Source organism: Butyrivibrio sp. AC2005 (assembly GCF_000424145.1).
Taxonomy (GTDB): domain Bacteria; phylum Bacillota; class Clostridia; order Lachnospirales; family Lachnospiraceae; genus Butyrivibrio.
This window is the reverse complement of record NZ_KE384137.1, coordinates 372,780-386,113: the sequence shown is the minus strand read 5'-3', so window position 1 is coordinate 386,113 and position 13,334 is coordinate 372,780. Positions and strand designations below refer to the sequence as shown.

Annotated in this window: 11 protein-coding genes; 10 read left to right on the top strand and 1 reads right to left on the bottom strand. The window is 39.7% G+C overall.

Going from position 1 to position 13,334, the window contains the following annotated elements; all coding sequences use genetic code 11:
* The first annotated feature begins 84 nt into the window (after nt 1–84).
* The 4 genes from G602_RS0118650 to G602_RS0118635 all read left to right on the top strand — a co-directional run bounded on the left by G602_RS0118650 (nt 85) and on the right by G602_RS0118635 (nt 2,830).
* Nucleotides 85–561, top strand: coding sequence for a hypothetical protein (locus G602_RS0118650; protein ID WP_026660333.1), 477 nt, complete (start codon nt 85–87; stop codon nt 559–561).
* Nucleotides 562–663: 102 nt separating this feature from the next.
* A complete protein-coding gene (locus tag G602_RS0118645; RefSeq protein ID WP_026660332.1) occupies nt 664–1,146 on the top strand; it encodes a hypothetical protein in 483 nt (160 codons plus the stop codon).
* A gap of 3 nt (nt 1,147–1,149) precedes the next feature.
* Nucleotides 1,150–2,319 (top strand): DUF6765 family protein, encoded by a 1,170-nt coding sequence (locus G602_RS0118640; RefSeq protein WP_026660330.1) that lies wholly within the window; start codon nt 1,150–1,152, stop codon nt 2,317–2,319.
* Nucleotides 2,297–2,830, top strand: coding sequence for a DUF308 domain-containing protein (locus G602_RS0118635; RefSeq protein ID WP_026660329.1), 534 nt, complete (start codon nt 2,297–2,299; stop codon nt 2,828–2,830). Before G602_RS0118640 ends, G602_RS0118635 begins: the two co-directional genes overlap by 23 nt.
* 39 nt (nt 2,831–2,869) lie before the next feature.
* Here the strand turns inward: G602_RS0118635 and G602_RS0118630 are convergent, their stop codons facing one another.
* Nucleotides 2,870–7,138, bottom strand: coding sequence for a 2-hydroxyacyl-CoA dehydratase (locus G602_RS0118630; RefSeq protein ID WP_026660328.1), 4,269 nt, complete (start codon nt 7,136–7,138; stop codon nt 2,870–2,872).
* A gap of 229 nt (nt 7,139–7,367) precedes the next feature.
* Between G602_RS0118630 and G602_RS0118625 the strand changes: the two genes are divergently transcribed.
* The 6 genes from G602_RS0118625 (at nt 7,368) to rny (ending at nt 13,154) form a co-directional block, all read left to right on the top strand.
* The gene (locus G602_RS0118625) at nt 7,368–8,243 is read left to right on the top strand and encodes a hypothetical protein (protein WP_026660327.1); all 876 of its coding nucleotides are present in this window, start codon (nt 7,368–7,370) and stop codon (nt 8,241–8,243) included.
* A 106-nt stretch (nt 8,244–8,349) separates the two neighbouring features.
* Entirely contained in the window at nt 8,350–9,111 is a 762-nt protein-coding gene (locus G602_RS0118620) for an RNA polymerase sigma factor region1.1 domain-containing protein (protein ID WP_026660326.1), read from the top strand.
* A gap of 71 nt (nt 9,112–9,182) precedes the next feature.
* Entirely contained in the window at nt 9,183–9,593 is a 411-nt protein-coding gene (locus G602_RS0118615; RefSeq protein WP_026660325.1) for a hypothetical protein, read from the top strand.
* 202 nt (nt 9,594–9,795) lie between these two features.
* Nucleotides 9,796–10,866: a recombinase RecA gene (gene recA, locus G602_RS0118610; protein ID WP_026660324.1), complete on the top strand. Its 1,071-nt coding sequence runs from the start codon at nt 9,796–9,798 to the stop codon at nt 10,864–10,866.
* Between the two features lie 5 nt (nt 10,867–10,871).
* Nucleotides 10,872–11,495: a regulatory protein RecX gene (locus G602_RS0118605; protein ID WP_026660322.1), complete on the top strand. Its 624-nt coding sequence runs from the start codon at nt 10,872–10,874 to the stop codon at nt 11,493–11,495.
* Between the two features lie 102 nt (nt 11,496–11,597).
* Entirely contained in the window at nt 11,598–13,154 is a 1,557-nt protein-coding gene (gene rny, locus G602_RS0118600) for a ribonuclease Y (RefSeq protein WP_026660321.1), read from the top strand.
* The last annotated feature ends 180 nt before the right edge of the window (nt 13,155–13,334 follow it).

The window sequence follows — 13,334 nt, the reverse complement described above, 5'->3', positions numbered from 1 at the left end:
CAAACGATAAAAAATAAGATAAAATATAATATATCGAAGATAGAGGAACAAGCAGATTTTTAATCTGCGGAAAAGGGGTATGCAATGGGCTTAGAACTTGAAGAGGAAGAAACTGAGGTAAAGACCACTACTAAAACCAGAACTAAAAGAACAAAAGAACTGCTTGAAGAAAGTACAAGACGGATGCAGGAGCTTAAGGACGAGCACGAAAACATGCAGAAGGAAATCGAAGCTCTTGATAAGGAAGCTACCGGCCTTGGCAACATGGATGCACTTAATTTAAAGATCACTCATGAGAAATTCGGAGCAGGAACTATTATTAAACAGGACGGAAAATATATTGAGGTTGAGTTTTCCGATGTAGTAAAAAAGTTTGTGCTTCCGGGTGCTATTGCTGATGGATATCTTAAGATAGATGACGAAGAACTTCTCGATTATTTTAAGAAGAGGAATGATGTCCATAACAGATCTTTAAAGGCTCATCTTGCTTTAAGATCTAATGAATTTGCAATGGAACGTCTCCAGGACGATATAGATAAATTAAATGAAAAAGCTAAATAGCATAATTGATACAATACTATAAATAATTTATGCTGAGCCAGGGGCTGCCACATTTTTGGCGGCCCTTTAATACTTTTAGATAAGAACTTTCGGGAGTAACTGATGACTGAAGAAACCAAGGCTAAAATCAGACGCTATAACAGTAATATTGAGATGAGTGGCAGGGGAATAATTGCCTTTGGATTATGGACTGCAATAAAAATCTGGATCAATCTAATGGTTAATGTAGATACAATTAAGCAAGGGATGGATTCTCATGACGAGCCGATTGATTTTTATTTGCAGGTAGTTTTTGTGACTGCAGGGGTTCTTTGTATTAGCATAATTATAGTAAATGTTTATGTAGGTATTTCTGCAATTATGTATGGAAGGGGAAACCGCAAGAAAAAGACTTTTGTTATATGGGCTGTTATTCTTGCTCTGTTAAGTTTGATTTTTATTGTGCTGGATATAATAAATCAGGAAGATATGTTTGATGAAAGAATGGCTGAGCTTTTGGCTGATACTACCACACTTTTTATTTTATTTGATATGGTATATTCCATGATTATGGCACGATTAACTATAAAAAGGGAGCAGGTATAGAATATGCAGGAGGATTTTCATTATTATGCTACATATTGTGCTGCATATCTGGCAGGGTATACACATAAAGAGTGTATGACTATCTGCTACAGCGCTCAATTTGTGGATCTGTGTTCCAAGACATATTTAACAAGAATAAAGGCACCTCTTATAGCTGCAACAACACAGCTTCAACTGGAGATGATGGATTCAAGAACCGATATTATCGGTCTTCAGGAAATAACAAGAATATGGGCTTCTTTTCATTTTTTACCGTATGATCTGTATGCTACGAAAAGTGGCTGTTCAAAATACTATTTGAACAAATACAGGCTGATCTGCAAGCCCAATGGAGACCTTCTTGTTAAAACAGTAGAGCTTGCAAAAGGGAAAAGCCTTCAGGCAGTAGGAATAGCAATGCATGTTCTGGCTGATACATGGGCTCATGCTTATTTTGCAGGAAATCCTTCACTTGTTATAAATAATACAAACAGAGAATTTTATGAAATTCTGCCCGGAATAGAAAATGAGATCGAAAGAAGGGTTAAGTTCGTTCATAAAAGGTCAACACCTGATGATTTGGCCAATGGTATTTATACAAACAGCTTATATCAGGGGACTGAAGACTCGGTAATGAATTTAGGACATGGAAGAGCAGGACATTTACCTGATTATTCCTTTGCTAAATATAGATATTTACCTGCCTGGAACGATTATAAGGAAATAGTAAAAGACAATCCCAGTGATTACTATAAGGCTTTTGCGCAAATGATTTATGCGATGAAATATATAAGGGGCGAAATCGAGCAATTCGAGAAGGATACCTATGCGTATGATGTGGCACGCCCTTATGAAGACAGAATAAAAGGAATCCTTAAAAGGAGACAGCTTATAGCATCAGAAGATTGGAAGGCTTTTGGAGAAGAATTATCCGGAGAAAAAATCGAGGACTTTGATTTTGACAAATATAAATATGAATACATGAGGACTTCTATTGCAAGAAAGAACAAGACTTTTTTGGGCAAGTTTATTATAGGGGCCATAGCGCAAAAGGGTATGGTAACACACGAAATATTTGCTTCAAAGAATATGCTTGCCGGTTTTTCACTAATGTTGATGCGGAAGGAAAAGCAGATAGAAAAACAGATGGAAATGCAGCAGGAAGGTGAAGATGAGCAGAGGTCAGCGGATTAGAACATTTCTTATAGGCTTAATTACAATAATAGGGGCGATATTTCTCATAAGGTATAGAAGCTTTGCTTATGAGCTTATTCTATTTGTGCTTGCGATTGGTTTTATGTGCACAGGAATAAATTTGCTGCTGTATTATATTTTTATGGCAAAAAATATGGTTGATGGGAAGGTTATTTTTTATAAAGGAATTATTTTATTCAATTTTGGCGTTATGTCCTCGTCCATAACAAATGTTCCGAAAATATATATACTTTTATATCTGGCTGTAATACATGCTTTCTCAGGCCTGATAGAAATACTGAGAGCTAAGGAAGCAAAAAGCTATGGTGCAAAATCGTGGCGCCTCAAAATGATACATGGATTAGTAAATATAATGATGGCAGCCTTTTGTATAATTTTTGTAAAACACCAGAATACTGCTATTTATATATACTGTATTGGACTTATCTATTCAGGACTTATGAGAATAGGATCTGCATTCCGCCGAACGACCTTTATGTTCATACGTTAAAAGCCTTCCCCTGGGGGAAGGCTTTTAACGTATGAGGGGTTAAGAAATAGCTTTACTCTCAACCGCCTCCTCTTCATGAGCTTTCTTATGTGCCGTGGAGAGCATGAGCTTAATCCTGTTAAGCTGATTAACTTCACTTGCACCGGGATCATAGTCAATCGCAACAATATTACAACCGGGATAAAGCTTTCTCATCTGCTTGATTACACCCTTACCCACAACGTGGTTCGGAAGACATCCGAAGGGCTGTGTGCAGACAATATTGGACGCACCTTCCTTTATAAGCTCAACCATTTCACCTGTAAGGAACCATCCTTCACCTGTCTGGTTGCCGATTGATACAATAGGCTTAGCATATTCAACAAGCTTGTAAATGCTTGTGGGAGCTTCGAAATGAACACTCTTTTCAAATGCCTTTGATGCACCGCCGCGAAGCTTCTCAAGTGCCCAGATTCCTGCTTTGCAAAATGCTTTTGTTTTCTTGCTTGTGCCAAGCTGATCTGCCTTATAAACCTGATTATAGAAACAGTAGAGCATGAAGTCCAGAAGATCAGGAACAACTGCTTCAGCACCTTCTGATTCAAGGAGTTCTACAAGATGGTTGTTGGCAGCGGGAGCGAACTTAACAAGAATCTCTCCTACAATACCTACGCGAGGTTTAACTTCATCTGTAATCTCAATTCTATCGAAATCTTCGACAATCTCTTTGCACATATGCTGGAATTTAGAAAAGCTAAGGTGTTTAGCCTTTACAAATTCTATACATTCCTTTTTCCATTTATCATGAACAGCATTAACAGAACCTGCTACCTTTTCATAAGGACGCATACGATATACGCATCTCATGAAAATATCTCCGAAAACAGCAGCATAAGCGGCTCTCTCAAGCATCTCAAAGTTTATATGGAAGCCGGGATTATGCTCAAGCTTACTTAAGTTTACAGATACTACAGGTACCTGTTCCATGCCGGCTTTTCTAAGTGCACGTCTTATGAATCCGACATAATTTGTCGCACGGCATCCGCCACCGGTCTGACTCATGAGAACGGCAGTCTTGTTAAGGTCATACTTTCCGGAATGAAGCTCATCCATAATCTGTCCTACAACCCAGAGTGAAGGGTAGCAGGCATCATTATTAACGTATTTAAGACCCATATCTATAGCATGCTTGTTATCATTCTGCATGACTACAATATTATATCCGCAGGCTGATAAAGCAGGCTCCAAGATATCAAAGTGTATAGGAGACATCTGAGGAACAAGAATGGTGTAATTCTTACGCATATCCTCAGTAAATAGTCTTCTGTTAATTGCTGTTGAACCAATAGTGCGTTCCCTGTTTTCTTTCTGCTTGCGTACACGAATTGCTGCAAGAAGAGAACGTACACGTATTCTTGCACTTCCGAGGTTATTAACCTCATCAATCTTCAGACATGTATAAATCTTATCAGAACCGGACAGGATATCATTAACCTGATCGGTTGTTACTGCATCAAGACCACATCCAAAGGAGTTTAGCTGAATAAGGTCAAGATCGTCTCTGGTACGGACAAAGCTTGCTGCAGCATAGAGACGTGAATGGTACATCCATTGGTCAGAAACAATAAGAGGTCTCTCCGGTGATCCAAGATGTGAGATTGAATCCTCGGTAAGGACTGCAACACCATATGAGCAAATCATATCCGGTATACCATGATTGATTTCAGGGTCAACGTGGTAAGGACGACCTGCAACAACGATACCGTGCTTATTGTTTTCCTTCATCCAGCGAAGAGTTTCTTCGCCCTTCTTTCTGATATCATCGCGGGCAGACTCCATCTCATCCCATCCGCACTTTGCAGCTTCTACGATTTCTTTCGCGGAAATTTCAGAAAACTCTTTAACAAGAGCATCCGTAGCAGTCTTTAAGCTTGAAAATGACATGAAAGGATTTCTGAACTTAACCTTACCTTCAGTAATTGCTTCAACGTTGTTCTTTATATTCTCTGAATATGAAGTAACAATAGGGCAGTTATAGTGGTTTGTAGCACCTTCAACTTCATCGCGCTCATAGAAGAGACCGGGGTAGAAGATGAAATCCACATTATTTTTTATAAGCCATTCAATATGACCATGTGACAGCTTGGCAGGATAACACTCGGATTCACTGGGAATTGACTCAATGCCAAGTTCATAAATCTGGTGAGTTGATCTGGGTGAAAGAACAACTCTGTATCCGAGCTTTGTAAAGAAAGTAAACCAGAAAGGATAGTTCTCATAGTAATTAAGAACTCTGGGAATACCAACGGTTCCTCGCTTTGCTTCAACCTCGGTAAGAGGCTTATAGTCAAATATTCTCTTGTATTTATACTCAAAAAGGTTAGGAATTCCTGCGGCATTCTTAACTTTACCAATTCCGCGCTCACATCTGTTGCCTGAAATGTGCTGACGACCACCCGTAAACTTATTTATGGTAAGACGACAATGGTTTGTGCATCCCTGACAGGTGGTCATGCTTGTTGAATACTCAAGTTTATTGATCTGATCAATTGTAAGCATTGTTGTTTTTGAGCTGGTCTTTTCATGGAAACGATTCCTTGCAATAAGAGCAGCACCAAAAGCGCCCATGATACCTGCAATATCGGGGCGGGTAACCTGTGCTCCTGAGATTTTCTCAAAAGCCTTAAGGACAGCATCGTTATAGAAGGTACCACCCTGAACAACGATGTGATCGCCGAGTTCCTTGGCATCTGATACCTTGATAACTTTAAAGAGAGCATTTTTTATAACAGAGTAAGCAAGACCTGCTGAAATATCTGCAACAGAAGCGCCTTCCTTCTGAGCCTGCTTAACTCGTGAATTCATGAAAACAGTGCAGCGTGTTCCAAGATCAATTGGAGCTTCTGCAAAAAGAGCAATCTTAGCGAAGTCCTGAACACTGTAATTAAGGGACTTTGCAAAGGTCTCAATAAAGCTTCCGCAACCTGATGAACATGCTTCATTGAGCTGAACACTGTCAACGGTATCATTTTTTATATGAATACACTTCATATCCTGACCGCCGATGTCAAGAATACAGTCAACCTCGGGATCAAAGAATGCAGCTGCATTGTAATGGGCAATTGTTTCAACTTCTCCATCGTCGAGCATGAGAGCTGACTTAAGAAGTGCTTCGCCGTAACCTGTAGAACAGGAACGTGCAATAGTAACTCCCTCAGGCATCAGTTTATATATCTCCTGGATGGAACTGATTGCTGTTTTTAAGGGACTTCCGTTATTACTTGAATAGAAAGAATAAAGAAGATCACCATCCTCAGATACAAGGGCACATTTTGTTGTAGTGGAGCCTGCATCAATACCGAGGAATGCGTTACCTTTATAATTATCAAGCTTAGCTGTCTTAACACGGTAATTATTCTGGCGATCAAGGAATTCCTTGTATTCGCTCTCGGAATCAAAGAGAGGCTCAAGGCGTGAAACCTCAGCAGCCATGGTAATCTTATGAGACAGCTTACCGATCATGTCTACCATTGAGTAGTAACAATCCTCTTTTGCATTCATGGCTGAACCCATTGCTGCAAAAAGGTGAGAGTTATCAGCATCAATTATGTGTTCATCGTCCAGCTTTAAAGTACGGATAAATGCTTGCTTAAGCTCAGACAGGAAATGAAGAGGACCTCCAAGAAAAGCAATGTGTCCTCTGATAGGCTTACCACAGGCAAGTCCACTGATGGTCTGATTAACAACTGCCTGGAAAATAGAAGCGGCAAGATCTTCCTTGGTAGCTCCTTCATTTATAAGAGGCTGAATATCAGATTTTGCAAATACACCGCAGCGTGCAGCTATGGTGTAAAGTGACTGATAATTTTTGGCATATTCATTAAGACCTGATGCATCAGTCTGAAGAAGAGATGCCATCTGGTCAATAAAGGATCCGGTACCACCTGCGCAGATACCATTCATTCGCTGCTCAACGTTACCGCCTTCAAAATAGATGATCTTTGCATCTTCACCACCAAGCTCAATTGCAACATCTGTTTTGGGTGCTAGTGCCTTGAGTGCAGTAGATACAGCTATAACTTCCTGAACAAAAGGAACGTCAAGATGGCTTGCAAGTGTGAGTCCGCCTGAACCGGTAATAACGGGATGCAGTGTTACATTTCCGCTAACCTTGGCTGCATCCTGAAGGAGTGAAAGCAAAGTCTCCTGAATATTGGCAAAATGTCTTCGATAATCCGAAAACACAATATTTCTGTCAGCATCCATTAGTGCGATTTTGACAGTAGTTGAACCGATATCAATACCCAGTGTGTAATCCTTTGAAATCATAAAAAACCTCTAACAATAAAAAATCAATAATATTATTACTTATTTATATGTACAAAATATTTTTGCGCATTACGCTACATTATAATCGAACAGGTTCCAAAAATCAATTATTCAAATAACGATGCAAAAGGGCATGAAATATGATAAACTCTATAAGAATGTTCTAAAAGACATCTAAAAATCTAAGCTGAAGAAACTAAAAAATAATTTTTGGTTTTATGGGAGAGTTATGAGTAATTTTGAAAAGAAATTCGGCAAATATGCCATTAAGAATCTTACTATTGTTCTTATTATCTGCTATATTATCGGCTACATTTTCAGATTTGCGCCTGTAGGCTCGGGAATACTTGATTATTTTACTCTAAATCCTGCTGCTATATTGCAGGGACAGGTATGGAGACTTATTACATGGATTCTGATACCGCCCACTGAGAGCAATCTGTTTTTTGTTCTTATCATGTTGTACTTTTATTATTCAATAGGCACCACAATGGAGAGAGTCTGGGGAGAATATAAGTATAATCTCTATATATTTACCGGACTGTTGCTTATGATTGTAGCTGCATTTCTTTCATATGCATTTTTGTATGTAAGATATGGCAGTCATTACAGTAATGCTCAGATTGCTGTTGCAATGCAGACTGTTTCGTATGTATTCAGTACGTACTATATAAACATGTCAATTTTGCTTGCATTTGCAGCAACATTTCCTGATAATGTCGTACTTTTCATGTTTATTATTCCGCTTAAGATGAAGTGGCTTGGAATTGTTTATGGTGTCTGGCTTGCTTTCGAGGCTATATCCGCTGCTGTAAACGGCAATATTTATCTGTTCTTTGCAATTACGGCATCACTTTTAACCTTTGCAATATTCTGGTTTTCAGGCGGTAGACTCATGCATCTCAGGCCTAAAGAGGTTAAACGCAGAAATGAGTTTAAGAGATCCGTAAAGATGACACCTCCCGGGATTACAAGGCATAAGTGTGCTGTTTGCGGCAGATCAGAAAAGGATGATCCTACTTTGGAATTCAGATTCTGCTCAAAATGCAACGGAAATTACGAGTATTGCCAGGAGCATCTCTTTACCCACACACATGTAAAATGAACTAAAGCTGGATGTGTAAGTAAAAATATATTAAAGCCTTCCCCCATTGGGGGGAAGGTGTCAGCGAAGCTGACGGATGAGGGGATCAAAAAAATAGGAGAACTATATGTCAAACCTTGAAAATAAAGAACAGGAATTTGCTAAACGACTCAGCGACCTCACCAAACATGCCAGAAGACAGGGCGGAACGGTTACTGAGGATGAAATAAGGGATACATTTGATGAACTTGAGCTTAGTGATTCACAATATGAGCTCATATATGAGTATCTGAAAAAACATAATATTGGTATCGGAGAAGTAATCGATTCTTCAGAATATCTATCAAAAGAAGAGGCAGGCTATCTTGAGAACTATCTGGAAGAAATCAGTCTTTTGGAGACTGTTTCCGATGGTGAAAAGGAAGCAATTATAATTTCCGCAATGGCAGGAGAAACAGATGCACAGAAACGTCTGGTTGAGCTTAGTCTGTCCATGGTTACTGATGTGGCCAAACTTTATGCAGAGCAGGGCGTTCTTATTGAAGATCTTATCGGTGAAGGCAACATAGCCCTTATGAAGGCTGTATCGGAGTTATCTTCGCTGGATGATCATAAGGAATGTGACGGTTATCTCGCTCAGCGCGTAATGGATGCAATGGAAAGCCTTATCGAGGATGATGCTGCCGAATCCGCAAGGGTACAGAAGGCTGTCCAGCTTGTTCAGGAAGTCGCTGACAAGGCTAAGGAGCTTGCTGATGAACTCAGAAGAAGCTGTACTGTAGAGGAGCTTGCCGAGGAGACAGGCTGGGAAAAAGAAAAAATACTTGAGGCTATAAAAGCCTGCGGCAATCAGATAGAAGATATAGACTACAAACCTGAGAAGAAATAATTGATGAGGGGAATTTATAGGACACCAAATCTGATATTATCTTATCAGAGCGAAACGAAAGGGAATGGCGCTTGTACAACATAGTAAACGAGGACGATTTTAAATACACAATGCAGGATGTTTCAAGGTATTACCTTGGAGCCAGACTTAGTTATTCTGAGATTCTCGCCGAAGAAATGGCGCCCTTTAAGTTTAAGACTATTTTGGAGCGATATATTATTAAGGATATCGACAGCTCCACAACACTGGAAAGTCACCTTTATCATTTGACTGAAGAAGACTTTGAGTACCGTGTATACAAACAGCTCAAGGCGAAAGTAAGAGTCAGTCAGCTGAGGAAGGGCTCTGAAGATCATTATCAGGAGAAGGTCTATACAATGAATCAGCTTGCTTCAATTTCTGCCGAAGAAAAAGAAAAGGCAGGAATGATAGTAAGAGAACTGGTTATTTCAAAACTGGCACTTCTTGCATTTTCTATATGATTTATCTATTGATGATTTTTGGACTTGACTTTTCTGCTTGGGATGTGTAATATACGAAAGTCTTAATTCCGGCGTGTCGCCAGATTTTTTCCTATTTATTTTTATTGGACATTTTTTGAGCTTTTTTGTTGACACAAACGAACATTTGTTTTATTATTACATCAGAACGCTTGTTCTGTTAAGAAAAGGAGAGAGGAACAGTATGGAAAGAGAAGATAAGCAGAAAGCATTGGAAGCAGCACTTGGTCAGATTGAGAAGCAGTTTGGTAAGGGTGCGGTTATGAAGCTTGGAGATCCTGCAGCGCAGATGAGTGTAGAGACTACACCTACAGGATCACTCAGCCTTGACATAGCACTTGGACTTGGTGGAATTCCTAAGGGACGTATAGTAGAGATATATGGACCTGAGTCCAGTGGTAAGACTACTGTTACACTTCATATGATAGCTGAAGTTCAGAAGAGAGGCGGAATAGCAGGCTTCATCGATGCAGAGCACGCTCTAGATCCCGTTTATGCTAAAAATATAGGAGTTGATGTTGATAATCTTTACATTTCTCAGCCTGATTCAGGTGAGCAGGCACTTGAGATTTGTGAGACAATGGTTCGCTCCGGTGCTATTGATATTGTTGTAGTAGACTCTGTAGCAGCACTTGTACCCAAGGCCGAGATTGATGGTGATATGGGTGATTCCCATGTTGGTCTGCAGGCCAGACTTATGTCTCAGGCTCTGAGAAAGCTTACTGCTGTGATCAGCAAATCTAATTGTACAGTAATATTTATCAACCAGCTTCGTGAGAAGGTTGGTGTTATGTTTGGTAATCCTGAGACTACAACAGGTGGTCGTGCACTGAAGTTTTATTCATCGGTTCGTATGGATGTCAGAAGAATCGAGACACTTAAGCAGAGTGGCGAGTCTATCGGTAACCGTACCAGAGTTAAAATAGTTAAGAATAAGATTGCACCTCCGTTTAAAGAGGCAGAGTTTGATATCATGTATGGTAAGGGAATCTCTTATACAGGAGATGTTCTTGATCTTGCAGCTGCTGTTGATATTGTTAATAAGAGTGGCGCATGGTATCAGTACGGAACTGACAAGATTGGTCAGGGACGTGAGAATGCCAAGAACTACCTTGAGGAGCATCAGGATATTCTTGATGAGATTGCTGCTAAGGTTCGTGCTCATTATGGACTTGAGGGCGGCGCAGAAGAGAAGGCAGAAGAAGCTCCTGCTACCGGTAAAAAATCAAAAGCATCAAAAACTGAAGAGGCTTAATTATCATGACTGTTACGGATATAGTACCGTTTGACAATAAGAGATCAAAAATATATATAGACGGTGAATTCGCTTTTATCCTATACAGAGGTGAAATTAGAGACTATAAGCTAAAGACAGGCGAAGAGATTTCTTCGCCTGTTTTTGATGAAATAACAGGCATTGTTATTCCCAAAAGGGCAAAGCTCCGTGCAATGAATCTTTTGCAAAAGAGAGATTATACTGAACACAAGCTTAGGGAAAAACTAAAAGAAGGCTTATATTCATCAGAGATTATTGAAGATACAATTGAGTACCTCAAATCATACAGGTATATCGATGATGTGAGATTTGCCGATGAGTACATAAGGTATCATCTGGAATTGCGAAGCAGGAACAGAATAAGGCAGGACCTTCTTCAAAAGGGAATCAGCGGAGATGTAATAGACAGATTGCTTGCTGATGCCTACGAAGAGAACAGCAATGAACCTGAGCTTTTATTATGCGTAAAACTCCTTAAGAAAAAGCATTACGATAAGGACAACACAACCTACGAAGAGAAACAGAAAATAATGGCCTTTTTATACCGCAAAGGCTTTGAAAATGGTGTCATCACAAGAGCGATGTCTCTTGACATAGACAGCATCTGAGCGTAAACTAAATATGTTGTTATATTGTATGAAATAAAGCAAATTTATATCATTTTATACAAAATATCGTACAATGAAAATTAAATAAGGAGGTGCTCCTGTATGCTACCAGTTATAATAGCAATAGCAGCAACTCTTGTCGTTTCGATAGCAGCAACCGTATTAGTTATGAGTTCCCGTCAAAAGAAAATTGACGCTGAGAATGAGAGTAAGATCGGAAGCGCAGAGGAAAGGGCAAGAAAAATCATCGACGATGCTGTAAGAGCTGCCGATGAATCGAAGCGCGAAAAACTCCTGGAAGTAAAAGAAGAATCACTGAAGGCAAGAAATGAACTTGAAAAAGAAGTGAGGGATAGGAGAGCGGAGGTTCAACGTTCAGAACGAAGAGTTCAGCAGAAGGAAGAGAACGTCGAGAAGAGATCAGAAGCAATTGAGAAGAAAGAGGCCAGTTTAAATGCACGTGAAGATGCATTGAACAAGAAAACGCAAGAGGTTGCAAAGCTTGATGAGCAGAGAAGACAGGAACTTGAGAAAATCTCAGGCTTAACCTCCGAGCAGGCAAAAGAGTATCTTTTAAAGATTGTTGAAGATGACGTTAAACATGAATCCGCAGTCATGATAAAAAACATGGAAGCGGAGGCTAAGGAAGAAGCAGATAAGCGCGCTAAGGAGATAGTTGTAAATGCTATCCAGAGATGTGCTGCAGATCATGTTTCCGAGACAACTATTTCAGTTGTACAGCTTCCTAACGACGAGATGAAGGGACGCATTATCGGACGTGAGGGCAGAAATATCAGAACTCTTGAGACAATGACAGGTGTTGATCTTATTATAGACGATACACCTGAGGCTGTTGTTATTTCCGGATTTGATCCGATCAGAAGAGAAGTTGCCCGTATCGCTCTTGAGAAGCTGATTGTAGATGGTCGTATCCATCCTGCAAGAATTGAAGAGATGGTTGAGAAGGCACAGAAGGAAGTGGCCAATAAGATTAAGGAAGAGGGTGAGAATGCTGCACTTGAAGCAGGTGTTCACGGACTCCATCCTGAAATCATAAAATTACTTGGCCGTATGCGTTTCCGTACCAGTTATGGACAGAATGCACTTAAGCATTCCGTTGAAGTATCACAGCTTTGCGGACTTATGGCTTCTGAATTGGAGCTTGATGTTCGAATTGCTAAGAGAGCAGGTCTCTTACATGATATCGGTAAGGCTGTTGACCATGAAATGGAAGGCTCACATATATCACTTGGTGTTGATATTTGTAAGAAATATAAAGAATCTGCGACCGTCATCAACGCAGTTGAGGCACATCACGGAGATGTAGAACCTCAGTCACTCATAGCTGTTATAGTACAGGCTGCTGATACAATTTCTGCAGCAAGACCTGGCGCAAGAAGAGAAACACTTGAGACCTATACCAGCAGATTAAAAGAACTCGAGGAGATCACAAACAGCTTTAAGGGCGTTGATCATTCCTTCGCTATTCAGGCCGGAAGAGAAGTCAGAGTAATGGTTGTTCCTGAGCAGGTAAGCGATTCCGATATGGTATTGATGGCAAGAGATATTGCTAAGAAGATTGAGAACGAGATGGAATATCCCGGACAGATCAAGGTTAATATCATTCGTGAAAGCAGAGCAACTGATTACGCTAAGTAAATTACTTGAAAAGCTAAGTAAAAACCGACATGCATTTGTGTGTGTCGGTTTTTTTATATTTTTTTATAAGTGTTTTATTGCAAAATAAACGATATTTAGATGATAATAGTACCAGATATGATTATTTTTAGGAAAGAATACATTCTATGAAGAAGGTTGATAAATATAAAGTATACACTT